The organism is Bradyrhizobium sp. NBAIM03 (assembly GCF_020194055.1).
Taxonomy (GTDB): Bacteria; Pseudomonadota; Alphaproteobacteria; order Rhizobiales; family Xanthobacteraceae; genus Bradyrhizobium; species Bradyrhizobium yuanmingense.
The window spans coordinates 80,102-104,353 of record NZ_JADYVS010000011.1; the positions used below are offsets into that span (position 1 = coordinate 80,102).

General features: G+C 65.7%; 23 protein-coding genes. 8 read left to right on the top strand and 15 right to left on the bottom strand.

Features of this window, described 5'->3' with window-relative positions; genetic code table 11:
* Positions 1–73: 73 nt before the first annotated feature.
* Both I6F21_RS18475 and I6F21_RS18480 read right to left on the bottom strand, forming a co-directional pair.
* On the bottom strand, positions 74–2,062 hold the full coding sequence (locus I6F21_RS18475; RefSeq protein WP_225140861.1) for a primary-amine oxidase: 1,989 nt from the start codon (positions 2,060–2,062) through the stop codon (positions 74–76).
* Positions 2,063–2,077: 15 nt separating this feature from the next.
* The gene (locus I6F21_RS18480; protein ID WP_225140860.1) at positions 2,078–3,268 is read right to left on the bottom strand and encodes a serine hydrolase; all 1,191 of its coding nucleotides are present in this window, start codon (positions 3,266–3,268) and stop codon (positions 2,078–2,080) included.
* 183 nt (positions 3,269–3,451) lie between these two features.
* Between I6F21_RS18480 and I6F21_RS18485 the strand changes: the two genes are divergently transcribed.
* Positions 3,452–4,441, top strand: a complete 990-nt coding sequence (locus I6F21_RS18485) for a helix-turn-helix domain-containing protein (protein ID WP_225140858.1) — start codon at positions 3,452–3,454, stop codon at positions 4,439–4,441.
* Positions 4,442–4,447: 6 nt separating this feature from the next.
* Here the strand turns inward: I6F21_RS18485 and I6F21_RS18490 are convergent, their stop codons facing one another.
* From I6F21_RS18490 to I6F21_RS18500, 3 genes are all read right to left on the bottom strand, one after another.
* Complete coding sequence (locus I6F21_RS18490; protein WP_057029183.1) at positions 4,448–5,113, bottom strand: methionine ABC transporter permease; 666 nt, start codon at positions 5,111–5,113, stop codon at positions 4,448–4,450.
* Positions 5,103–6,242, bottom strand: coding sequence for a methionine ABC transporter ATP-binding protein (locus I6F21_RS18495; protein ID WP_225140856.1), 1,140 nt, complete (start codon positions 6,240–6,242; stop codon positions 5,103–5,105). Before I6F21_RS18495 ends, I6F21_RS18490 begins: the two co-directional genes overlap by 11 nt.
* 226 nt (positions 6,243–6,468) lie before the next feature.
* Entirely contained in the window at positions 6,469–7,275 is an 807-nt protein-coding gene (locus I6F21_RS18500) for an enoyl-CoA hydratase/isomerase family protein (protein WP_225140911.1), read from the bottom strand.
* A 118-nt stretch (positions 7,276–7,393) separates the two neighbouring features.
* On the opposite strand from I6F21_RS18500, the gene nthA reads away from it, so the two are divergent.
* From nthA to I6F21_RS18515, 3 genes are read left to right on the top strand one after another with little or no spacing between them, the layout of a single operon-like run.
* Entirely contained in the window at positions 7,394–8,026 is a 633-nt protein-coding gene (gene nthA / locus I6F21_RS18505; protein WP_225140854.1) for a nitrile hydratase subunit alpha, read from the top strand.
* Entirely contained in the window at positions 8,023–8,682 is a 660-nt protein-coding gene (gene nthB, locus I6F21_RS18510) for a nitrile hydratase subunit beta (RefSeq protein ID WP_057029182.1), read from the top strand. Before nthA ends, nthB begins: the two co-directional genes overlap by 4 nt.
* Complete coding sequence (locus I6F21_RS18515) at positions 8,682–9,059, top strand: nitrile hydratase accessory protein (protein WP_036028031.1); 378 nt, start codon at positions 8,682–8,684, stop codon at positions 9,057–9,059. Before nthB ends, I6F21_RS18515 begins: the two co-directional genes overlap by 1 nt.
* Positions 9,060–9,168: 109 nt before the next feature.
* Here I6F21_RS18515 and queC read toward each other — a convergent pair whose 3' ends face one another.
* Positions 9,169–9,882: a 7-cyano-7-deazaguanine synthase QueC gene (queC, locus tag I6F21_RS18520; RefSeq protein WP_225140852.1), complete on the bottom strand. Its 714-nt coding sequence runs from the start codon at positions 9,880–9,882 to the stop codon at positions 9,169–9,171.
* Positions 9,883–10,009: 127 nt separating this feature from the next.
* Here queC and mazG point away from each other — a divergent pair, with 127 nt between their 5' ends.
* Positions 10,010–10,855: a nucleoside triphosphate pyrophosphohydrolase gene (mazG, locus tag I6F21_RS18525; protein ID WP_225125412.1), complete on the top strand. Its 846-nt coding sequence runs from the start codon at positions 10,010–10,012 to the stop codon at positions 10,853–10,855.
* A gap of 18 nt (positions 10,856–10,873) precedes the next feature.
* Here the strand turns inward: mazG and hflX are convergent, their stop codons facing one another.
* The 4 genes from hflX to I6F21_RS18545 form a co-directional block, all read right to left on the bottom strand.
* Positions 10,874–12,256 (bottom strand): GTPase HflX, encoded by a 1,383-nt coding sequence (gene hflX / locus I6F21_RS18530; protein WP_225140850.1) that lies wholly within the window; start codon positions 12,254–12,256, stop codon positions 10,874–10,876.
* An 11-nt stretch (positions 12,257–12,267) separates the two neighbouring features.
* Positions 12,268–12,516 (bottom strand): RNA chaperone Hfq, encoded by a 249-nt coding sequence (gene hfq / locus I6F21_RS18535; RefSeq protein WP_007591126.1) that lies wholly within the window; start codon positions 12,514–12,516, stop codon positions 12,268–12,270.
* Between the two features lie 249 nt (positions 12,517–12,765).
* Positions 12,766–14,136, bottom strand: a complete 1,371-nt coding sequence (locus tag I6F21_RS18540) for a sigma-54 dependent transcriptional regulator (RefSeq protein WP_035999365.1) — start codon at positions 14,134–14,136, stop codon at positions 12,766–12,768.
* A gap of 17 nt (positions 14,137–14,153) precedes the next feature.
* Positions 14,154–16,562 (bottom strand): PAS domain-containing sensor histidine kinase, encoded by a 2,409-nt coding sequence (locus I6F21_RS18545; protein ID WP_225140848.1) that lies wholly within the window; start codon positions 16,560–16,562, stop codon positions 14,154–14,156.
* Between the two features lie 173 nt (positions 16,563–16,735).
* Here I6F21_RS18545 and I6F21_RS18550 point away from each other — a divergent pair, with 173 nt between their 5' ends.
* Entirely contained in the window at positions 16,736–16,882 is a 147-nt protein-coding gene (locus I6F21_RS18550; RefSeq protein WP_167361662.1) for a hypothetical protein, read from the top strand.
* A gap of 189 nt (positions 16,883–17,071) precedes the next feature.
* Here the strand turns inward: I6F21_RS18550 and ntrC are convergent, their stop codons facing one another.
* From ntrC to dusB, 3 genes are read right to left on the bottom strand one after another with little or no spacing between them, the layout of a single operon-like run.
* A complete protein-coding gene (gene ntrC, locus I6F21_RS18555; RefSeq protein ID WP_035999368.1) occupies positions 17,072–18,514 on the bottom strand; it encodes a nitrogen regulation protein NR(I) in 1,443 nt (480 codons plus the stop codon).
* 9 nt (positions 18,515–18,523) lie between these two features.
* Complete coding sequence (locus I6F21_RS18560; protein WP_035999469.1) at positions 18,524–19,699, bottom strand: nitrogen regulation protein NR(II); 1,176 nt, start codon at positions 19,697–19,699, stop codon at positions 18,524–18,526.
* Entirely contained in the window at positions 19,696–20,697 is a 1,002-nt protein-coding gene (gene dusB, locus I6F21_RS18565; protein WP_225140846.1) for a tRNA dihydrouridine synthase DusB, read from the bottom strand. Before dusB ends, I6F21_RS18560 begins: the two co-directional genes overlap by 4 nt.
* A 276-nt stretch (positions 20,698–20,973) precedes the next feature.
* Here dusB and I6F21_RS18570 point away from each other — a divergent pair, with 276 nt between their 5' ends.
* Together I6F21_RS18570 and I6F21_RS18575 are read left to right on the top strand one after the other, a co-directional pair.
* Positions 20,974–22,155, top strand: a complete 1,182-nt coding sequence (locus I6F21_RS18570) for a bifunctional 2-C-methyl-D-erythritol 4-phosphate cytidylyltransferase/2-C-methyl-D-erythritol 2,4-cyclodiphosphate synthase (protein ID WP_225140844.1) — start codon at positions 20,974–20,976, stop codon at positions 22,153–22,155.
* A 3-nt stretch (positions 22,156–22,158) separates the two neighbouring features.
* The gene (locus tag I6F21_RS18575) at positions 22,159–22,767 is read left to right on the top strand and encodes a CinA family protein (RefSeq protein ID WP_035999375.1); all 609 of its coding nucleotides are present in this window, start codon (positions 22,159–22,161) and stop codon (positions 22,765–22,767) included.
* A 6-nt stretch (positions 22,768–22,773) separates the two neighbouring features.
* Here I6F21_RS18575 and I6F21_RS18580 read toward each other — a convergent pair whose 3' ends face one another.
* A complete protein-coding gene (locus I6F21_RS18580) occupies positions 22,774–23,556 on the bottom strand; it encodes a mechanosensitive ion channel domain-containing protein (RefSeq protein ID WP_050996038.1) in 783 nt (260 codons plus the stop codon).
* 222 nt (positions 23,557–23,778) lie between these two features.
* The gene (locus I6F21_RS18585) at positions 23,779–24,249 is read right to left on the bottom strand and encodes a type II toxin-antitoxin system RatA family toxin (protein ID WP_027542754.1); all 471 of its coding nucleotides are present in this window, start codon (positions 24,247–24,249) and stop codon (positions 23,779–23,781) included.
* Positions 24,250–24,252: the final 3 nt, after the last annotated feature.

The following is a 24,252-nucleotide window of genomic DNA, read 5'->3' on the forward strand; positions in this document are numbered from 1 at the left end:
ACCCGACCGCGTGCCACGGCCGCGTCGCGCAATCAGTGTTGCGACCAAAGCCAAGGGTGCGAGCGGATGAAGGTCACGTCCAGTCCGCGTGACAACAGGTCGTGCTCTTCTCGCCAGCCAGCACGCTGCGGCTGTTGCGGTCCGGCGGAAGGTCGCCAGCCGCATTCGCCGCAAAGAATCCGGTTGGCTTCAACACGAAGCCGGCATATTCCACCGGCATGATCGGAAAGTCTTCGGGCTTGCAGACATGGGTGTGGCCGAAGGAGTGCCACACCACGATGTCGGCATTCTCGATATTGCGATTCTGCGCGGCATAGCGCGGCAGGCCGTCACCGCCGGCGTGAACGTTGGGATAGTCGCCGCTGGCGTATTTCTCGGCCGGATCGAATGCAGTCACCCAGACATGCTTGGTGGCGAAGCCGCCGCGCTTGCGCACGTAACTACCCTCCTGGGCCAGCATCAGCGGGCTGGGATTGACGACGAGCTTGTAGGCCGGTGCACCGCCGACCGAGTTGATCTCGTTCGGATTACTGATCTTCCAGAATCGGCCGGTCTCGCCATTGGCGACCGCTGCGGCGTCGCGCTCGCGCGACAGCACGCGCGTGGTGGTGTCGAACACGTTGCCGTGCGGATTGTCGTCGCCCCAGGGCCGCGGCACGAACTCGTGCTCCGTCACCGTGTTACCGCCGCCGTCGAGATCCATATGCAGGCGGACGTTGAAGAAGTGCTGGTGCGTGGGGCCGCCGAGATTATCGTCGACCATGCCGCCCCATCGGTACTTTTCGCCCGGCCGCACCGCGGCGGTCTGGATGATGCCGGTGAGTTTCGTCTCCAGCTGAATCGTGCCGTCCTGATAGAGATACCAGTAGAAGCCGTAATCGTAATTGCCGACGGTGGCGAAGAACGAGATCACGAGCCGTCGGGATCTCCGCACCTCGAAAAGGCCGTTGCGAAACTCGTAGTGCTTCCAGGCAATCCCGTAATCCTCCTCATGCATGCAGATCGCGTTCTGCATGACGAAGGGCTCGCCCTTGTTGTCGGCGGCAGGCACGTCGAAATAGTGGATGTTGCCGAGGCAGTCGCAGCCCAGCTCCAGCGCGTTGGCGAGCATGCCGAGCCCGTATTCGCCGGCATCGAAAGCCGACTTCCAGAAGTGGCTAGCGGTCGGATCGGCATAAGGCACCACCATCTCGGTGACGCTGGCGCGGTGGATCAGCGACCGCTTACGCGCGCCGTCCTGGTAGGCGAGCTGATGCAGCACGAGACCCTCGCGCGGCGTGAATCCGACGCGGAAGCTCCATTTCTGCCAGTCGACTTTCCAGCCGTCGACCTTGAAGCTCGGCCCTTCCGGCTGCTCGATATGCAGCGGCTTGATGTCGGTGCGCGGGTTTGGCACCTCATGCGCGCCGTAGTTCCGTTTCTTGCGCGGAATCGGCACGATCGGATCTTCATCCGTGAGCTCGATGACCTTGCCCCCGATGAGGTCGACCACAGCGACCACGCCCTCCATCGGATGGGCGTAGCCGTTGTCCTGGAGATGCTCGCGAAAATAGCTGACGGCCCGGACAATGCGGGCGCCGCGCTCGAACGCCTTGTCGAAGAATCCGGAGGAGAACGGGTCGACCTGGACCAGCTCGATGTCCTTGTCGGTCAGCCCGCGCCGAACCATCGCCGCCCGCCAAGCGGGATCGGCCTTCACCACGGCATCGCACTTGAACAACTCTTCCAGCATCACCGGCGGCTGCCCATAGGGCGCCTCGCGGTTCGGCACGACCTTGCGGCCGACGATCTCGCCGCGGCCGAGGTCGACGATATGCTCGATCGCCTCGCCCGTGGCGACGTCGAGCGTCAACGCGAAGGCGCGGCGTCCCACCTCGCCTGAAGCCAGCTCCTGCTTGGTCGGCTCCTCCAGCCGCACCGTCGGGAAACGGCAGTTCGCCGCTGAAGTGGCCGCGGCCCGCACCAAAGCGCAAGCCGCGCTGATCTCGTCGGCCGTCAGCGGATCGAGCGGATGCGGTGTCGCGGTCTGCGCTTGCGGTTGGGCTTTGGCGGTTTCAAGCATGAGGACGTCCAAATATCAGGCGAGATGTGCGGTGATGGCGCGGAAGGCAGCAAACCAGCGCTGGTCGATCGACACGTCCATCGCCTTGGGCTGTGTTGCGAGCTTGACGATGACGGTGTCGGAGTCGAGGTCGACATAGAGGTGCTGGCCGTGAATGCCGATCGCGGTGAGCGCGTTGCGCGAAGGATCGATGGTGAACCATTTGCTGCGGTAGCGCGCGCCCGGGAAGAACTCGGCGAGGTCGCCATCGGCCCACGCCTTGGGATCACCGTTCTCGCGGATATCGTCGATCCACCAGCCCGGCACCACCTGCCGGCCCTCGACGACGCCGCGGCAGCGGATCATCTCGCCGAAGCGGACGAGATCGCGCGCGGTGACCGAGATGCCGCCGGCAATGCGGCCCATGCCGTGGCTATCGAGTGTGAGAGAGCCGTCCTCCTCCGCGCCCAGGGGCTGCCAGAGAAACTCGGAGAGAATAAGATGGTAGGGCATCCCGCAGGCGCGTTCATACACCCAGCCGAGCACCTCGGTATTGGGCGAGACGTAGTGGAACACCTTGCCGTGCGGTTTGCCGCTGCCGCGCAGCGTCGTCAGATAAGCGCGCTGATGGCTGGGCTCGACGTCCGGCGGCGGCACGTCCCAACCCGAGGAGAACCGATAGCGCGCGAGGTCGCCGGCGGGGTCCTCGTAATCCTCCTCGAACTTGATGGCGACGGCCATGTCGAGCAGGTTGCGGACGGTGCAGCCGGCGTAGACCGATGTCTCTAGCTCCGGCACGTAGCGCAGCACCCTCGCCTCCGGATCGACCAGGCCGCGCGCGGCCAGCACGCCGCCGAGCGTGCCAGCGATCGCCTTGCTGATCGAGCAGATCAGATGCGGCGTGGTCGCGCTCATGCCGTCGCCGTACCATTCATGGATCAGCGTGCCCTGATGCATCACGAGGAGCGTGTCGGCAAAGGTTTCGCGCAGCGCGCATTCGATCGTGGTCGCTTTGCCATCAGGCCCGGTGAAGCCGAGCTTTGCCAGTTCGCGCGGGGCGCTTCTCATTGGCGTCGGCCGGGCGGAGCGGCGAATCTCTGCGGTCGGCAGCACTTCGCGGGTGTGGGTAAAACCCCAGCGGATCGCGGGAAAGCTGCGCCAATTGGCGCGCGTCACCTGAGCCTCGGGTACGGGCGGGCTGCCGCGCATGACATCGGTCGGTCGCATCTCGATCCCTCCGCGAAGCGCCGTCCCGGCAGCGATGTCGGAACGGCAGGACGGAAGCCTGCACCGCGGCGCTGTCAGGCGTTATCGAGATCCAGCAATATTTTGCTGGACAGCGTCTCTGGTCGTGCCAGTCTGGCGTGGTTCCTGCTCGCTGCTCGGCTCAAGGATTTTCGACGTACTGCCATGGCCTTAACGGCAAATCTTCCGATTCAGGACTCGGCTGCGGGCCTGCTCCAGGCGAACAGCACGGATGTCGATGAGCATTGCGCAAGCCTCGGCCGCTGGCGGCTGAGCTACGATCAGATCAGCGCCGGCGCGTTCCGGGGCAGTTTCACGCAACTCTCCTTGCCGCGGCTGGAGGTGTTCTGCGAGATCACCAGCCAGCAGGTCCGCCAATATGGCCAGCTTGGCGCCGACAGTTTTGGCATCGGCCTGCCCTGGCACGGCGATGGCGAGCTCAGCTTCAACGGGACCGGTGTCAACGGCGCCCGCGTCCTCGCCAGCATCGACGCCGAGATCGACATGTGTACCCCGAAGGCCTTCGAGCTGCGCGGCGTCGTTGCCAGCACGGTGTTGGTCGCAGAGCTCGCCGCCCGGCTCGAGATCGAGCTGCCGCGCACCGCCCGGCACCGGCTGCAGGTGATCGAAATGGCGGAAGCGCCGGTCGCGCGGCTGCGGGCGCATCTGGCCGCCATTCAAGCGACGATCACGACCGCTCCGGCAACGTTCAACGATCCGGCGGCGCGGCAGGCCCTGGAAGACGCCCTCCTCGTCGAGATCATGGACATGCTGCCGACCGCACGTCCGAGCGATCCCGGCCGCAGCGCGGCGGGTCGGAAGCGAACCGTGGATCGTGCCCGCGAGCTGATGCATGGCAGGGGCGATCGCTCGCTCTCGCTGCTGGAGGTCTGCAAGGCCGTCGGGGCCAGCCCGCGCAAGCTCGGCTATTGCTTCCAGGAGGTTTTGGGCACGAGCCCGATGCATTATTGGCGCGCGATGCGGCTGAACCGCGTGCGGCGCGATCTCAAGGGCGCCGGCGGCAACGAGACCTCGGTATACGACGTCGCGGTGCAGCACGGCTTCTGGCACTTCAGCCAGTTCTCGCTCGACTACAAGCGCCACTTCGGCGAGCTGCCCTCGCAGACGCTGCGTCGCGCGAGGTGTGCCGCCTGATCGGACTCAGCGATGCCGCAGCCGGCGATTGACCCGGCGCGCCAGATAATCGCCGGCGCTCTGGACGATCTGCACAAGGGCGATCAGCACGACCACGACGGCCAGCATCATCTCGGGCATGAAGCGCTGGTAGCCGTAGCGGATGCCGAGATCGCCGAGGCCGCCGCCGCCGACTGCGCCGACCATCGCGGAATAGCCGAGCAGGCTGACCACGGCGAGCGTCAGCGCCAGCAAAAGACCCGGCAGCGCCTCCGGGATCAGGACCTTGAGCACGATCTGGAGCGGCGAGGCGCCGAACGAGGACGCGGTCTCAATCAGGCCACCGTCGACCTCGCGGATCGCAGCCTCGACGAGGCGCGCGATGAACGGCGTCGAGGCGATGGTCAGCGGCACGATCGCGGCGGTCGAGCCGATCGAGGTGCCGGCAACGAGGCGCGTGAACGGGATGATGGCGACGACGAGGATGATGAAGGGCGTCGAGCGCGTCGCATTGACGACGATGCCGAGCACGCGATTGACGATGGGCGCTGCGAACAGCTCGCCTTTGCGGCTGGTGGCCAGGAACACGCCGAGCGGCAGGCCGAAGGCGGTGCCGAGCAGCGCCGCGATGCCGACCATGTACAGGCTTTCGAAGGTAGCCTGGACGATCAGGTTGATGAGTTCAGGCGACATAGCCGAGACGCTCCGCCGGGAATTGATGTTGAGAGAGCCAGGCGAGCGTCCGCGTCACTGCGTCCTCGCCGCCGGGAATGCCGAGCGTCAGCGAGCCCACATGCTGGCCGCCGATCTCGTCGATGCGCGCCGACAGCAGCGCGACATCGAGCCTGAGCTCGCGCGCCAGCCGTGCCACCACGGTGTCGCCGGCCCCTGCCCCGCGCACCTGGATGCGGATCACGGTCTGCCCGCCGGCAGGCGACTCTGAGACGATCCGGCTTGCCAGCGAGACCGGCAGGCTGTCGCCGATCACCTCGGCCAGGAAGGACTGCGTGATCGGATGTTTTGGATGCGTGAAGATGTCGGCGACGTGACCACTCTCGACGACGCGGCCGGCGTCTAACACCACCACGTCCTTGGCGAGCTGGCGCACCACGGACATCTCATGCGTGATCAGCACGATGGTCACGCCGAGCTCGCGGTTGATGTTCGCGAGCAGATCGAGGATCGCGCGCGTGGTCTGCGGATCGAGTGCCGAGGTCGCCTCGTCCGACAGCAGCACGCTCGGCCGCGTCGCCAGCGCGCGGGCGATGCCGACGCGCTGCTTCTGGCCGCCGGACAGTTCGGAAGGATAGCGGTCGTGCTTGTCGGCGATGCCGACCAGCGCGAGCAGCTCGGCGACGCGGGCCTTGATGTCGGTCTTGGTCCAACCGGCGATCTCCAGCGGCAGCGCGATGTTGTCGGCCGCGGTGCGCGAGGACAGCAGGTTGAAATGCTGGAAGATCATGCCGATCGAGCGCTGCGCCAGCCGCAGCTCGCGGCCGGCCAAGGCCGAGATATCGCGGCCGTCGACGATCACACGGCCCGTGGTCGGCTTCTCCAGGCCGTTGATCAGCCGGACCAGGCTCGACTTGCCGGCGCCGGAGCGGCCGATCACGCCGGTGATGGAGCCGCGCGGAATGGCGAAGTCGATGTCTTGCAGCGCGTTGACGCCGGGCTTGCCGCGATAGGCCGGATAGGTCTTGGAGATGCCGGCGAAACGGACCATCGCGTCCGGCACGGCGGGCGCGGGTGAAATCGCTTCGAGCGTTTCGATCGGTCGTCCGATCGCGAGCGATTGGTGGGCATTCATGGAGATGGCCTTCATGCACGATAGCTCGGTCACCCGCATGCCCAGGGCACATGGGAACCGGTCGCGTCTGCGACGGGGTGAAAATGGCGATGGGGGCTCAATCGAGCGCGCTGCACCGCAGCACGCACCTTCGCTGTTTCTGGTCTTCCTTGCAATCTCAGATATTTGGAAGGACTTGGACGAAATTTTCCCGCTCGTCTCCTGGCGAGGAAGATTTATCCGCCGAATATCGGCGCTGTGATCACCGACCCCGGAACCGCGGCTTGCGGCGCGTCAGGAACGCCTCCACGCCCTCCTTGTGGTCCTCGCTGAGGCTGGCGAGCGCGAACTGGTCGACATCCATATGGCTCGCAAGGTCGTCCAGCGCATGCGCGAGCCGGTTGACGGTCAGCTTGGTCATGGCGACGGACAGCGGCGGCTGCGCGGCAACCTTGCGGGCAAGCTCCATGGCGGCATCGAGCGCATGGCCGGGATCCGCCACCTGCTCGACGAGCCCCCATTCATAGGCCTCGTCCGCGCTGATACGCTGGTCGGCCAGGATCACCGCCTGCTTGGTGCGGGCCGGCCCGATCAGATGCAGCATGCGCGGGATGCTCTGCCAACTCATGTTCATGCCGAGCCCGATCTCGGGCACGCGCAGATGCGCATCGCGCCCCATCACACGGAAATCGAGCGCCACCGCGAGGGCAACGCCGCCGCCGACGCAAAAGCCTTCGATCGCGGCGATGGTGATCTGCTCCATCTCTTGCCAGGCGTGCGTCAGACGCGGCCCGAGCTTGAGGTGCCGCCGCAGCGCGCCGAGGTCCATCTCCTTGCGCGAGCGTCCCTCGGCGTCCTTGAGATCGAAGCCGGCGCTGAAGGCGCCCGAGCTGCCGGTCAGCACGACGACCGAGGTCGCTGCATCGTCCTCGAAGCTGCGCGCGGCCGCCGTGAGTTGGCGCAGCGCCTCCGGCGAGAGCGCGTTGATGCCGTCGCCGCGGTCGAAGCGCACGACCGCGATCCGCCCCTCCGGCCCGAGACCCTTCTCGATCTTCACGTAATCGGTCACCATCATCTCCACGCTGTTTGCGGGATGCTAGCGTACAAATGCCCTCACGCATACGTGCCAGGACTGCGCTGCAACGAGCCCTCGACAGCCCCTAGCCATTGCGCCTATCTTCCGCGGCATGAGCCAAGATCACGACCATCATCACCACGATCACGATCATTTCGAGCTGTCCGAGACCGAGCTGCGCGTGCGCGCGCTCGAGACGATCCTGACCGAAAAAGGCTATGTCGAGCCGGCTGCGCTCGACGCTATCATCCAGGCCTATGAGACCAAGATCGGCCCGCACAATGGCGCGCGCGTGGTCGCCAAAGCCTGGACCGATCCGGCGTTCAAGACGGCGCTGCTGCAGGACGGCTCCAAGGCGATCGGCACGCTCGGCCATGTCAGCCGCGTCGGCGATCATCTCGTCGTGGTCGAGAACACGCCCGAGCGGCACAACATGGTCGTGTGCACACTGTGCTCCTGCTACCCCTGGGAAATGCTCGGGCTGCCGCCGGTCTGGTACAAGGCCGCGCCCTACCGCTCGCGCGCGGTGAAGGACCCGCGCGGCGTGCTCGCCGATTTCGGCGTCGCGCTGCCGAAGGACACCGAGATCCGGGTGTGGGATTCCACCGCCGAGACGCGCTTCCTGGTGCTGCCGATGCGCCCCGCGGGCACGGAAGGCTGGAGCGAGGAGCAGCTCGCCGAGCTCGTGACGCGCGACTCCATGATCGGCACCGGTTTCCCCAAGACGCCGGGCGCACCGTCGTGAACGGCGTGCACGACATGGGCGGCATGGACGGGTTCGGCAAGGTCGAGCCTGAGCCGAACGAGCCGATGTTTCACGAGGAATGGGAGTCGCGCGTGCTGGCCATGGTGCGCGCGATGGGCGCGGCCGGCGCCTTCAACATCGACACCTCGCGCTTCTATCGCGAGACCTTGCCGCCGCACGTCTATCTCTCGAGCTCTTATTACAAGAAATGGTTTCTCGGGCTCGAGGAGATGCTGATCGACAAGGGCTATCTCACCCGCGAGGAGGTCGCTGCCGGCCATGCGATGCAGCCTGCAAAGGCGCTCAAGCACGGCAAGTTCGACCGCGCCAATGTCGAGCGCGTGATGGTGCGCGGCAAGTTCGGCCGCCCTGCCCCGGCTCCGGCGAAATTCAACATCGGCGATCGCGTCCGCGCCAGGAATATTCATCCAGCCACGCACACGCGGCTGCCGCGCTATGTCCGTGGCCATGTCGGCGTGGTCGAGCTGAACCATGGCTGTCACGTGTTTCCTGACACGGCGGCGATGGAGCGCGGGGAGAACCCGCAATGGCTCTACACCGTGGTGTTCGAGGGCCGCGATCTCTGGGGCGAGGACGGCGATCCCACGCTGAAGGTCTCGATCGACGCGTTCGAGCCCTATCTGGATCCGGCGTGATGAGCAGCGCGCTTGCGGCCGCCGCGACGGCGGCGATCCCGAGCATTCCGTGCGACGACGACGGCCCGGTGTTCCGAGCGCCCTGGGAGGCGCATGCCTTCGCGATGGCCTTGAGCCTGCACGAGCGCGGCGTATTCACCTGGCCGGAATGGGCCGCAGCACTCGCAGACGAGATCAAGCGCGCCCAGGCCGCCGGCGACCCTGATACCGGCGAGACCTACTATCTGCACTGGCTCGCCACGCTGGAGGGCCTCGTCGCCCGCAAGGGCGTCGCGTCGATGGAGACGCTGCACCGCTATCGGAATGCGTGGGACCACGCCGCCGATCGCACGCCGCACGGCAAGCCGATCGAGCTCAGGCCGGAGGATTTTGGTTAGCTGTTGCCTCTCGTTATTGCGAGCGCAGCGAAGCAATCCAGAATCCCTCCGCAGTGGCAGTCTCGATTGCTTCGTCGCAAGGGCTCCTGGCAATGACGACAGAGCGAGCTTACCGTCCCGCCACGTACTCGTTCCACCCCTTCGCCCGCAAACTGCAGGCCGGGCACTCGCCGCAGCCGTAGCCCCAATCGTGCCGTGCGCCGCGTTCGCCGAGATAACAGGTGTGGGAGTGCTCGCGGATGAGATCGACGAGGCCGTCGCCGCCGAGGTCATGCGCGAGCCGCCAGGTCGCGGCCTTGTCGATCCACATCAGTGGCGTGTGCAGCTCGAACTGCTTGGCCATGCCGAGCGAGAGCGCGGCCTGCATGGCGCGGACGGTCTCGTCACGGCAATCGGGATAGCCGGAATAATCGGTCTCGCACATGCCGCCGACGATGTGGCTGATGCCGCGCCGGTAGGCCAGCGCCGCCGCAAAGGTCAGGAACACGAGGTTGCGGCCCGGCACGAAGGTGTTCGGCAGGCCGTCCGCGCCCATCGCGATCGCGACGTCGCGGGTCAGCGCCGTCTCGGAGACGGCCGCCAGCGTCGGGATCGACAGCGTGTGGCTCTCGCCGAGCCTTGCGGCCCAATCGGCGCGCAGGCCCTTGATGCCGTCGAGCAGGCGGTCGCGGCAGGCAAGCTCGATGGCGTGGCGCTGGCCGTACTCGAACCCCAGCGTCTCCACGCGGGCGAAGCGGCTCAGCGCCCAGGCGAGGCAGGTGGTGGAATCCTGGCCGCCGGAGAACAGCACCAGCGCGGTTTGTGAGGAAAATGCATCACTCATGGCCCGCGCTTTAGCATCGCACGACTTGCCCGCCAATCGGTGGAAATCGGCCAGTTCCGCCGCCTTGCGCTGGGATCGGGGGCCCGCTTTTGGCATAAGGCTCTGTATCCCAGGAGACTGCCCGGCAATGACCCCTTCCCGCGACATTTCCCGCCTGATCGAGATCATGGCGGCGCTGCGCACGCCGGTGACCGGCTGCCCCTGGGACCTCGAGCAGGATTTTTCGACGATCGCGCCCTACACGATCGAGGAAGCCTATGAGGTGGTCGACGCCATCACCCGCGGCGATCTCGACGATCTCAGAGAGGAGCTTGGCGATCTCCTGCTCCAGGTGGTGTTCCACGCCCAGATGGCTTCTGAGCAGAACGCGTTCAATTTTGGTGACGTGGTCCTGGCCATCACCCGCAAGATGATCCGCCGCCATCCCCACGTCTTCGCCGACAAGGACGGCAATCTCGCCTCCTCCCATGTCAAGGAAGTCTGGGACCGCATCAAAGCGGAGGAGAAAGCCGAACGCGCCGCGCGCCGGCCGCCGGAGGAGGCGCCGACGCACAAGTCGCTGCTCTCGGGCGTGAAGGCCGGCCAGCCCGCTTTGACCCGCGCGATGGAGCTGCAGCGCAAGGCCTCCACCGTCGGCTTCGACTGGAACGACCCGCGCGCGGTGCTGCACAAGATCCGCGAGGAGGTCGACGAGATCGAGGCGGCATTGGACCGCAACGACAAGCAGGAGATTGCGGAAGAGACCGGCGACCTCATGTTCGCCCTCGTCAACCTCGCCCGCCATGTCGATGCCGATCCGGAGGCTGCGCTCCGCGCGACGAATGCAAAATTCGAGCGGCGCTTTGCCTATATCGAGCGGGCACTGGAGGCGCAGGGCCGGACGCTCGAGCAGGCCTCGCTGGCGGAGATGGACGCGCTGTGGAATGCAGCGAAAGTGGAGACGAAGGTGACTTCGGAGACGCGAACCGCGTAGTCCAGATGCGCGCCGGCCTCACGCCGGCAGATGTGGCACGGCGTCGAACCTGTTCACCACGATGTCCCGCTTGGTCTCGTCCACCCGCACGGTCATGTCGAAGCGGCCGTCGTGGAGCTCCTTCGACAGCACCTCGGCGTTGCGATGCAGCCAGCTGATGCCGGCGCCGTCGGCGGCGTCGATGGAGAGATCGAGCGTGGTCCGTTTCGCCGCGAGCCGCTGCTCGATCGCGGCGAGCAGAGCATCGACGCCCTCGCCCGACACGGCTGAGACCAGCATCGCCGGATGATCCTCCGGCCTGCGCGCGGCGATGTTGAGCAGCTCTTCGCGTTGCTCGGGGTCGAAACGATCGATCTTGTTCCAGACCTCGATGATGCGGCCGGAATCATCAGGGTTGATGCCGAGCTGGCGCAGCACCGCATCGACGTCGCTCTGCTGCGCTTCGGCGTCTTCATGCGAGATGTCGCGGACATGCAGGATGACATCGGCTTCCAGCACCTCCTCCAGCGTGGCGCGGAAGGCGGCGACGAGCTGCGTCGGCAGGTTGGAGATGAAGCCGACGGTATCCGAGAGCATCGCCTTGCCGCCATGCGGCAGGTTGAGCGCCCGCAAGGTGGGATCGAGCGTCGCAAACAGCATGTCGGCCGCCTGCACGTCGGCGCGGGTCAGGCGATTGAACAGCGTCGACTTGCCAGCATTGGTGTAGCCGACCAGCGCGACGACACGATACGGCACGCGTTGACGGCCGGCGCGATGCAGACGCCGCGTCGCCTGCACCTTTTTCAGCTCGCTCTCCAGCTTGGAGATGCGCTCCTGGATCAGGCGGCGGTCGGCCTCGATCTGCGTCTCGCCGGGGCCGCCCATGAAGCCGAAACCGCCGCGCTGGCGTTCGAGATGGGTCCAGGAGCGCACCAGGCGCGAACGCTGGTAGTTGAGATGCGCAAGCTCGACCTGCAGCGAGCCTTCCCGGGTCTTGGCGCGGCGGCCGAAGATTTCGAGAATGAGCCCGGTGCGGTCGAGGACCTTGGCGTGCCATTCCTTTTCGAGATTGCGCTGCTGGATCGGCGACAATGCGCAATCCATCACCACGAGCTCGACCTCGAGGGTCTTGATCAGCCCGGCGATCTCCTCGACCTTGCCCTTGCCGATATAGGTCGCGGGGCGGATCTGGCTGACCGGCGCGATGATGGCATCGGCAATGACGAGATCAATCGCCCGCGCGAGGCCCGCGGCTTCATCGAGCCGGGCCTCGGTATCGCGCAAGGCATGAGTCACCGATTGCACGTCGGCGCTGCCCGCGCGCACGCGCAAGTAGGGGCCGATGACAAGCACCCGCCCCGTCTGCGTAGCCCCTGCCGACCGCGGACGGTCGGCATCCCCGTCGAAATTCCGGGGTTCCAATCAGGTCACTCTCAAGCCGGCTGGTCCTCGCCGCCTTCGAACAACTGAATCGGAGCGCCCGGCATGATGGTCGAGATCGCATGCTTGTAGACGAGCTGCGAATGACCGTCGCGCCGAAGCAGCAAACAGAAATTGTCGAACCAGGTCACGATGCCCTGGAGCTTCACTCCGTTGACCAGAAAGATCGTCAGTGGCGTCTTGGTTTTGCGAACGTGATTAAGGAAGGTGTCCTGTAGGTTTTGTGCGCGGTCTGCCGCCATTGTTTTTTTCTCGCTTTGAGTTTCTTTTTATTGCGCCGGATGCGGCCCTCTTTGTGGAGTTCGGGGCTTCCTCCGGTTGCCGTCCTTCATGAGATCCCCCTCGGAAGGAACAGCGGTTCGATTAGAGGACAGGTCGGGATATTAGGCAAGCCGCTTGAAGCGGCAGGCGTGGCCCTATTGCCCCGAAAAATTACGGAAATCGATGATTTTCTTTGCCTATTCCCGAGATGCCGCCGCAGCGTCGCAGCATTAGCCGACGCCGAGCGCTTTCAACTTCCGGTGCAAGGCCGAACGTTCCATACCAACGAACTCGGCCGTTCGAGAAATATTTCCTGAGAAACGGCTGATCTGTGCAATCAAATAGTCGCGCTCGAACACCTCGCGTGCTTCGCGCAGCGGCAGGCCCATGATGTGCTCGCCATTGTTGCTGGTCGGCATCGCCGGCACCATCGAGCCGACGTCCTGCGGCAGCATGTCGGCGGTGATGATGACTTCCGGCCCGCCGGCGGCCAGAATCATGACTCTTTCAACGTTGTTGCGGAGCTGGCGCACATTGCCGGGCCAGACATGCGATTGCAGCACCGCCATCGCGTCCTGACCGATCTGGCGCTTGGGCAGGCCGCTGCCGGCCGAGATCTGCTCCATGAAATAGTCGATCAGCTCCGGAATGTCCTCGCGCCGCTCCGACAGTGCGGGCACGCGGATCGGCACCACCGAGAGCCGGTGGTAGAGGTCCTCGCGGAAACGGCCGGCTGCGATCTCCTCCTCGAGATTGCGGGCGGTCGATGAGATGATGCGCACGTCGACCTGCACCTTGGCGGTGCCGCCGACGCGCTGGAACGACTGCTCCACCAGCACGCGCAGGATCTTGTTCTGGGTCTCGCGCGGCATGTCCGCGATCTCGTCGATGAACAGCGTGCCGCCATGCGCCTCTTCGAGCGCGCCGGGCTTGCGCGGCTGCTCGCCATTGGACTGCTCGACGCCAAACAGCTCATGCTCCATTCGCTCGGGCGTGATCGCGGCGGCGTTGATGACGACGAACGGACCGTCGGCGCGGCCCGAAGCGATATGCAGCGTGCGCGCGGTCAGCTCCTTGCCGGCGCCGGCGGGGCCGACGATCAGGATGCGGCTGTTGGCCTTGGCCGCCCGCTCGATGGTTTGGCGCAGCTGGTTCATGCTGGGCGAGCGGCCGACGAGCTGGCTGGCGCTCGGGGCGAGCTGCTTCAGCTCCTTGACCTCGCGCTTCAGCCGCGAGTTCTCCAGCGCTCTGGTCGCGACCAGGATGAGGCGGTCGGCCTTGAACGGCTTCTCGATGAAGTCGTAGGCGCCGCGCTTGATCGCGGCGACCGCGGTCTCGATGTTGCCGTGGCCGGAGATCATCACGACGGGCAGGTCGGCATTGTCCTTCTTGACCTGCTCCAAGAGCTGCAGGCCGTCGAGCTTGGAGCCTTGCAGCCAGATGTCGAGAAACACCAGATGCGGCCGACGATTGGCAATCTCGGCGAGCGCCGTGTCGCTGTCACGCGCGGTCCTGGTGACGAACCCCTCGTCTTCGAGAATGCCTGCAACGAGATCGCGAATATCGGCTTCGTCATCGACAATCAGAATTTCACTTGCCATGGATCGCGCCTGTCTTGTCAGCTGCCTGTTGAGGCTTCGATTTTGGTTGAATCATTGGTCTTTTCAGCCGGCTCTTTGGTTCCGGCGGCCGGCTCTTTTGTTGCCTGGGTCGCGACGGATTCCGTCGCCGTTTGCGTGATGTCGGGCTTGGAGGTTATCCCATTCGCACCGTTGACCGCCGGCCCTTGCTCCGTTGTCGCGGATTTCGCGGGTTGTCCTGACACGGCAAAGCGCATGCGCATCCAGGCACCGCGCTGGCCTGGACGGAAGTCGGAGGCGTCCTTCAGCTCGATCCGCCCGCCATGGTCTTCCAGCACGCGGCCGACGATGGCAAGGCCCAGCCCGGTGCCCTTGGCGCGCGTGGTGACGTAGGGCTCGAGCAGGCGCGAGCGCGCGACCTTGGGCAGGCCGATGCCGTTGTCGATGACGTCGATCAGCACGTCGTCGCCCTCGCGCGACACCACGACGTCGATACGCCCCTTGCCGAGCTCCTCGGGCGGGACCTGCTCGATCGCCTCGGTGGCGTTCTTGACGATGTTGGTGACCGCCTGCGAGATCAGGCGCCGATCGAACTGGGCGCGCAGCGGATCCTGCCTGAACTCGGCCTCGATGTCGATTTCGGGATGGGCGACCTTCATCAGGAACACGGCCTGGCGCACCGTGTCGGCGACGTCCTCGCCTTCCATCACGGGCTTCGGCATCCGCGCAAAGCGCGAGAACTCGTCGACCATGCGCCTGATGTCGTCGACCTGGCGGACGATGGTATCGGTGCACTGGTCGAAGATCTGCTTGTCCTTGGTCTCGGTGATGTCCTTGCCGAACTTGCGGCGGATGCGCTCGGCCGAGAGCTGGATCGGCGTCAGCGGGTTCTTGATCTCATGCGCGATGCGGCGCGCCACGTCGCCCCAGGCCGAGGTACGCTGCGCCGAGACCAGCTCGGTGATGTCGTCGAGCGTGATGATATAGCTGTCGTGCGGCTGGTTCTTCTCGGCGCTGACGCGGACCGACAGGTTGCGCTCGGTGCCGTCACGGGTGATCGTGATCTGGCCCTGCACCAGGCGCTGGGTCCCTTCCCGCGCCGTCTTCATCATCTCGTCGAGCTCGGGCAGCACGTCGGAGAGCGGATGGCCGAGCGTCTCGGCTTCGGAGTGCCCGATCAGTTTCTCTGCGGAGCGGTTGAGGATGCCGACGCTGCCGGACGCGTCGACGCCGATGATGCCGGCGCTCGCGGATGACAGCACCGCCTCGATGAAGCGGCGGCGGCTGTCGATGAGGTCGCTGGCATTGACCAGCTCGTCGCGCTGGCTGCGCAATTCCTGCGTCATCTTGTTGAAGGTCTCGCCCAGCTGGGCGAGGTCGCCCTCCGACTGGTGCACCGGCACCTGGACGTGCAGGTCGCCGGTCGAAACTGTATGTGCCGCGTTCATCAGCCGCCGGATCGGCGAGACCAGCGAGTTGGCGAAGTTGAGACCGATCAGCACCGAAGCCATGAGGATGGTCAGCGCGATCACCGCGAACATCAGCGCGAAGGCGACCTGGATACCGAGCCGGCGCGATTCGATCTGGGCGTATTCGGCGACGCTGACCTCGGTCTGCTTGAGCTGATTGACGACATTCGGATCAAGCGGCCTGGCGACATAGAGGAAGGTGTCGTTGAAGGCGCGCAGGCGGATCACCGCGGCAACGAAGCTCGCATCGGGAAGGACCGCGATCTCGGGCTCGTTCTCGTTGACGTTGCTGAGAAAGTCCGGCGCGGGCGGCGAATAAGCGAGCCGCATGCCGGTGTCGGCGGATTCCAGGATGTTGGTGTTCTTGTCGATGATCATCGCGCCCGGCAGGTTGCGCGACGCGGCGCTCGCCGTCAGCATCTCGCGGAACGAGCGGCGGTCCTGGTCGTAGAGCGGCCGGGCATGGGCGATGTCGTTGGCCATGCCGAGAATGTCGCCGCGGATCAGCTGGGCATGGTCCTGCATGTAGGCCCGCGCGATCGTCAGCGAGTTCTGGATCACCTCCTTGGTCGGCCCGGAGAACAGCCGGTCGAGGCCACGCTCGATGGTGACGTTGGCGACGACGGCGACCAGCACCGCCGGCAGCACCGCCACGATCGAGAACAGGCTGACGATCTGGACGTGGAGACGCGCCGCCGCCCTGCCCCGCCGCCGCGCCAGGATCAGCTGCCAGAGTTCCCGGATAATGATCCCGACCAGCAGCAGGATCGTGGCGGCATTGATCAGATAGAATGTGCGGACCACCCCGGGCGTCGGCTCGATCGTGCTCAGACCCGTCAGGACCAGGAAGGTCAGGAAGGCCGACAACAGCGCCAGCGCTACGGCAAAGGGTGCCAGCCAGCGTCGCACCGACCAGCGCCGGGGCTCTTCCGCTGGGGCCGTGTCAAAGTGTGCGGCCGAGGTATCTGCGCTGGTCATTCCGGCAATGATGCTGAAAACGGGTCCGCGGACGCGCGGATACTGATGTATTCGTACCACATTGTTGCCGAATTGCGACAATTCCGCGGCGTGTTCGCCCTGGCGGACCCGCGCAATCCACAGGCACATGCCGCCTGGGCGGAACGGATTCCCGCCGTCCCGGCTTAATCCGCATGGATAGGATCTTTCTCGCGACGATGGTTTCGGCCGTTCTGCTGCTGATCGTGGCCGCCGACCTCCTGGTCAACGGCCTCGGCCTTCAGCAGCCGCCGCTGAATGTCGCGAGCGTGGTGCCAGCCTCCGGCGGACTGGTCAGATAGGCGCAATGGCCGCGCTGCGGCCGACGACCAATTTGAATGTGCGGGCGGAACATTAGAGTCCCGTCAGGACTTGTGCTCACCGCGTCAGCCACAACGGCCAGCGCGATCCGGACAGGCTCAGCTCTGCCTTGGTAGGGGGAGCTGAGCCACCGGTCCGCGCTAGCGCGTTTGGCGTTCGTCGCAAGAAAGTCAGCCCCCGCTCCGATACACCTGGATGTCGAGATCCCGGATCTTCTTCCGCAGCGTGTTGCGGTTGAGGCCGAGCAGGTCCGCGGCGCGGATCTGGTTGCCACGGGTGGCGGCGAGCGCGGCCGTGAGCAGCGGCACCTCGATCTCCTTGAGGATGCGGTGATAGAGGCCTGGCGGCGGCACGCCGTTCGGGAAGCCCTGGAAGTGCGAGGACAGATACGCCTCCACGGCGCCGCCGAGATTGTCGACCCCCTGCTGGACCGCAGCCCCCGGGCTGACCGAGGGCGGCGCGAGTTCGCCGTCGATGACGGAGGACGTGATCACGTCCTGCGGATAGAGCGCGGCGAGCCGCCGGGCGAGGTTTTCCAACTCGCGCACGTTGCCGGGCCAGCGGTGCTGCTTCAGCCGCTCCAGCGCCAGCGTGTCGAGCTTCTTCGGCGGCAGACCGTCCTTCTCGGCCAGCGTGAAGAAGTGCCGCACGAGATCCGGCAGGTCCTCGATGCGCTCGCGCAAGGGCGGCAGCCGCAGCGGGACGACGTTGAGGCGGAAGAACAGGTCTTCGCGGAACAGGCCCTGCTGGATCAGCACGCGCAGGTCCTTGTTGGACGCCGCGACGATGCGCACGTCGGTCTTGATCGGGGTACGGCCGCCGACGGTGGTGTATTCGCCCTGCTGCAGCACGCGCAGCAGGCGGGTCTGCGCCTCCATCGGCATGTCGCCGATCTCGTCGAGGAACAGCGTGCCGCCCTCGGCCTGCTCGAACCGGCCGGAGGCGCGGGTGTTGGCGCCGGTAAAGGCACCGCGCTCGTGGCCGAACAATTCGGACTCGATGAGATCGCGCGGGATCGCCGCCATGTTGACCGCGACAAAGGGGCCGTTGCGGCGCTTGCCGTAATCGTGCAGCGCTCGCGCCACCAGTTCCTTGCCGGTTCCGGACTCACCCGTGATCATCACGGTGAGATCGGTCTGCATCAGGCGCGCCAGCACGCGGTAGATTTCCTGCATCGCCGGCGAGCGGCCGACCAGCGGGATCGCCTCCATCTCGGCGTCCTCGTCCGGCGACGAGGTCCGCTCCTTCGGCTCGGCGAGCGCGCGGCCGACGATGGCGATCAGTTCCTTCAGGTCGAAGGGCTTTGGCAGATATTCGTAAGCCCCGCGCTCGGAGGCGCGGATCGCCGTCATGAAGGTGTTCTGCGCGCTCATGACGATGACGGGCAGGTTCGGCCGCATCTTCTTGATCCGCGGCAACAGGTCGAAGGCGTTTTCGTCCGGCATCACCACATCGGTGATGACGAGATCGCCCTCGCCCTGGCTGACCCAGCGCCACAGCGTTGCGGCATTGCCGGTCAGCCGCACTTCGTAACCGGCGCGGGACAGTGCCTGATTGAGAACGGTGCGGATGGCGGTATCGTCATCGGCTACGAGAATGCTACCTGCGGGCATCGTTGATCCTCATTTTGCCCCCTGTGACGCAGGCGACGACTTCCCGGCAGAGCCGTCGCGACTGCTTTGATCGGCGTGTTTGACCGATGTGGAATACATCGGCATCAGCACGCGGAAGGTGGTCTTGCGCGGCTGAGATTCGCATTCGATGATGCCCCCGTGATCGCCGACGATCTTGGCGACCAGCGCAAGGCCGAGACCCGAGCCGGTCTGCTTGGTGGTCACGAAGGGATCGAACAGGTTGGGCAGAAGATCGTCGGGCACGCCGGGTCCGTTGTCCTTCACACAGAATTCGAGCGGAAGGGATACCCGCGATTTTTGACCGGGGACTGACAGGCGCACACCGGGTCGGAACGCGGTGGTGAGCTGGATCTCGGCATCGGGCACGTCGATCAGCGCTTCGGCGGCGTTCTTCACGAGATTGAGGAACACCTGGATTAGCTGGTCCTGGTTCGCCAGCACCGGCGGCAGCGAGGGATCGTAATCCTCGACGAAGCGGATGTTGCGGGCAAAGCCCGACTGGGCCAGCCGCTTGACGTGATCGAGCACCGAATGGATGTTGACGGGGCCGCGCACCACGGGGCGCTCGTCGCCGAACACCTCCATGCGGTCGACCAGCGTCACGATGCGGTCGGCCTCGTCGCAGATCAGCCGCGTCAGCATGCGGTCCTCGGACGAGGCCTGCTGCTCGAGCAGCTGCGCTGCGCCGCGAATGCCCGAAAGCGGATTCTTGATTTCATGCGCGAGCATTGCTGCTAGCGCTATCACCGAGCGCGCTGCGCTGCGATGGGTGAGCTGCCGATCCATCTTGTCGGCGATGGTGCGCTCCTGCAGCATCACGACGATATGGCCGGGCCGCTCGGTGAGTGGAGCCACGTGCAGGTCGACCTGGCGGTCGCCGCCCATGCGCGGCGTGCCGAGATCGACCTTGTATTCGTTGACCGGCGCGTTCGAGGAGCGCACTTGGTCGATCAGCGCCAGCAACGGGCTGCCGAACGGCACCAGCTCCTTTAGCGACTGCCGCTTCAGGAATTGCGTGGAGATCTCGAAGAAGGCCTCGGTGGCGATGTTGGCGGCGACGATCTTGCCGTCGGGCCCGATCATGAGCACGGGGTTGGGCAAAGCATCCAGGATCGCGTCGCTGTCGGACTGAAGCGGCCGACGATGTTCAGCGGCTGAACTCATGCAGCAGCGCTCCATGCGAAGTCGTCGAAGGCGTCTTGCAGTGCATCGTGAACGAGGCGCGGATCCTCCGAGACCAGGATCTTCTGCCGCCAGGATTTCAGCTTCTCGGCCGGCGCACGGCTCGCCTGCGCTGCGACGTCGAGCGCCCAGCCCAGATGCTTGCGGGCGTGCCTCAGTCCGATGCGCAGGCCATAGAGCGCACAAACGCCGTCATAGAGCGTGCGGACATAATGCAGCTGCGTCTGGAGCGAGGGCACGGCTTCCTCGGCCCCGCCGTTCAGACGCCGGCCGATCTGGCCCGGCAGCCAGGGCTGGCCCTGCGCGCCGCGGCCGATCATCACGGCGTCGGCGCCCGAGGCGTCCAATGCCGCCAGCGCCTTCTCGTAGGAGGTGATGTCGCCGTTGACGACGAGCGGAAGGGAGGTGGCCTCGCGCACGGCGCGGATCGCATCCCAATCGGCCTCGCCCTTGTAGAACTGACAGCGGGTGCGGCCGTGCACGGTGACAAGCTTGATTCCGGCGGCCTCCGCGCGCCGCGCCAGCTCCGGCGCGTTGCGGCTGCGATCGTCCCAGCCGAGGCGCATCTTCAGCGTCACCGGCACCTTCACCGCCGCGATCGTCGCTTCGATCAGGCTGACGGCATGGTCGAGGTCGCGCATCAAGGCCGAGCCGGACTGGCCGCCGGTGACGTGTCGGGCGGGACAGCCCATGTTGATGTCGATGATATCGGCGCCTTCCGCTTCGGCGATCCGGGCGCCTTCGGCCATCCAATGCGTCTCGCAGCCGGCGAGCTGGACCACATGCGGGCCGATGCCGGTGGCTTCGCAGCGCAACCGGGACATCCGGTGGCCATTGGCGAGCTCATCGCTCGCGGTCATTTCGGACACGACGAGACCAGCCCCAAGCCCGGCGGCCAGCCGGCGGACGGGCGAGTCAGTCACACCCGACATCGGCGCCAGGAAGACCGGGGTGGCGACTTCAATATCGCCTATTTTCAACGGCTTAGAGCCTGATACTGCCGAGCCGGTCACAGGGGTCCCGTTGACTGGGCAGGGCCTCATCGCGCCTGCCATGATCTATCTTGCGCACAATTCTTGTGCAGTCAAGCGTCATGCCTACAGTTTAGACAGTTCTGTAGATCTTTCAAGTGCAGTGCAGCAAAATGCTGTTTCCCACAATCCGGGGAAACCCCCTTTTTTTGCGGGCCTGCCGTGCTAGAGGCATGCCGGCAAATCACCCCTGCTCTTTCATTAGCAATTGAGTATTTGAGTCCTATGGCGAAATCACAGCGCACCGCGGTCGTCCTCGTCGCAGCCGGGCGTGGACTGCGCGCCGGCGCCGGCGGGCCGAAGCAATATCGCGAGATCGGCGGCGTGCCCGTGATCCGCCGCGCCATGGAAGCCTTCAGCGGTCACACTGAGGTGTTCGCGGTGCAGCCGGTGGTGAACCCCGACGACAGCGCCATGTTCACCGCAGCGGTCGCAGGGCTCAGGCACGAGCCACCGACCAATGGCGGCGCGACGCGGCAGGCTTCGGTGCTCGCCGGCCTCGAAGCGCTGGCCAAGCACAATCCGGACATCGTGCTGATCCACGACGCCGCGCGCCCCTTCGTCTCGGAAGGCGTGATCTCGCGCGCGATCGAGGCGGCGAGCCGCACCGGCGCTGCGATCCCCACCGTTGCCGTCACCGACACCATCAAGGTCACCGGCGAAAGCGGCAACGTCGAGGCCACGCCGGAGCGCGCTTCCTTGCGGATCGCACAGACGCCGCAATCCTTTCGTTTCGACGTCATCCTCGAGGCGCATCGTCGTGCGGCAAGGGATGGACGCTCGGATTTCACCGACGATGCCGCGATTGCCGAATGGGCGGGATTGACGGTTGCAACCTTTGAAGGCGATGTTGCCAACATGAAGCTCACAACTCCCGAGGATTTCGTGCGCGAGGAAGCGCGCCTGGCCGCCCAGCTCGGCGACATCAGGATCGGCACCGGCTACGACGTGCACGCCTTCGGCGAAGGCGACCATGTCATGATCTGCGGCGTGCGCGTGCCGCACACCAAGGGTTTCCTGGCTCATTCCGACGGCGATGTCGGCCTGCATGCGCTGGTCGACGCCATTCTCGGCGCTCTCGCCGACGGCGACATCGGCTCGCACTTCCCGCCGAGCGATGCGAAGTGGAAGGGCGCCTCCTCCGACCAGTTCCTGAAATATGCCATCGAGCGCGTCGCAGCGCGCGGCGGCCGCGTCGCCAACCTCGAGGTGACGCTGATCTGCGAGCGGCCGAAGATCGGCCCGTTGCGCGACACCATGCGGGCGCGCATCGCCGAGATCTCCGGCGTCGACATCTCGCGCATCGCAGTGAAGGCGACCACCAGCGAGCGGCTCGGCTTCACCGGTCGCGAGGAAGGCATCGCGGCGACCGCGAGCGCCACCATCCGCCTTCCCTGGGGCGTCTAGGCCATGGGCGGCAGCGACGCACGCGCCCTCTCCCGCTCGCTGCTCGATCTGTGCCGGATGCGCAAGCTGACGATCGCAACGGCCGAATCCTGCACCGGCGGTCTCGTCGCGGGCGCACTGACTGACATCCCGGGCTCGTCCGATGTCATCGACCGCGGCTTCGTCACCTATTCCAACGAGGCCAAGCGCGCGATGCTTGGCGTCGAGGCGAGCACGTTGGCCAATTTCGGCGCCGTAAGCAAGGAGACCGCGACCGCAATGGCAATCGGTGCGCTTGAGCGCGCCGATGTCGATCTCGCGGTCGCCATCACCGGCATCGCCGGCCCGGGCGGCGCCACGCCCGGCAAGCCGGTCGGTCTCGTGCACTTCGCCGCCGCCGCCCGCGACGGCCGCATCATCCACCGCGAGCACCGCTTCGGCGCCATCGGCCGCAGCGCGGTGCGCGCCCGCTCCGTGGTCGAGGCGCTGCGCATGCTGATGGATCTGGCCCGCGGCCCGCAAGTCGCGGCCAAGCCGCAGCGCACCGCCGCCAGCCGCCTGCGCCCGCGTGTGACGCGCTCACCGCGCCGGCATGTGGTGAAACGCAGGCCGCCACGTCCGCCGCGGGGATAGAACGCCTCAGGCGGCCGTGGCAAGCAGCGCGCTCGCATGATCGAGCACGCACTGCTTGACCGCGCCAGCTTCAGACGGTTTCGCCTTGGCGCTAACCGTCAATTCCAGGATCGGCGCGGCGGGATTGGCGACATCGAGGACCTTGCTGACGGAGACGGCAGGTTGCGCCTGATCGTCGATGCGGGAATCCTTGCGAAGCTCCTTCAGGATGCGATCGGCCAGCGCCGGAACGGCGCCGGCGGGGACCGGAAACGTCACCTTGATCTCGCCCGTGCCAGGATAGGCGCTGTGGTTGATGATGGCCGCGCCCCAGACCTGTCCGTTCGGCAACAGGATCTGCGTGTTGTCGGGCGCGACCAGCTCGGTCATGAACAGCGACAGCGACCTCACCTTGCCCGCCTTGCCGGCGACCTCGACATCGTCGCCGATGTGAAATGGCCGGAACAAGAGCAGCATCACGCCGGCGGCGAGATTGGACAGCGTGCCCTGCAAGGCAAGACCAATGGCGAGCGAGGTCGCGCCCAGCACGGCAACGAGGCTCGCCGTCTGGATGCCGAACAGCTGCAGCACGGCGATGCCGACGACCGCGAGCACGCCATAGCGCGCAAGGCTGCCTACGAACAGCGTCACCAGCGGGTCGACGCGGTGCGTCACGCTGAGGACGCGCGTGACGAAGCGTTGCATCGCGCCGGACAGATACCAGCCGACCGCGAGCAGCAGGACCGCGTAGATCGCGTTCAGGCCATACAGGACAAGCGAAGCTTTCAGCGTGTCGAAATTGATGGTCATGACGGCTCCAACCCGGTCAGTCGGTTGAGAACGCGCCGCGATGCGAAATGATCCCGGTGGATGCTGATGGGGAACACGGAGCGATGTTGGATTGGGAGGGCACGCCCGCCGCTCCATTGTCATTGCGAGCGCAGCGAAGCAATCTAGAATCCCTCCGCGGAGACACCCTGGATTGCTTCGCTGCGCTCGCAATGACGGTGGAGAGAGCAGTGCTGATCGCGACTACGTCGACGCCAGCTTCGGCCGGCCGTAGATCGCGTCCGCCCGTTTCTCGAACGCCGTCGAGAACCGCGCGAAGGCGGCATCGAACATCGAGCCCATCAGCATCGCCAGCATGCGGCTCTTGAATTCGTAGGCGAGGAAGAAGCCGACGTCGCAGACGCCCTCGCCCTTGGGCTCGAACGTCCAACGGTTTTCCAGATTCCTGAACGGACCTTGCAGATATTCGACCAGGATCTTCAGATTGGCGCGGTCGAGCGTCACGCGGCTGGTGAAGGATTCCTTGACCAGCTTGAACGACACCGTCATGTCGGCGACCAGCACCTCGGTGCCGTCGGGTTTCGCCATGCGCTGGCGCACCTTCAGCGCGCTGCACAGCGGCACGAATTCCGGGTAGCGCTCGACATCGGCGACCAGATCAAACATCTCGGACGCGCTGTGGTTGACACGGTGCTTGCTCGAAACTCGATGCATGGT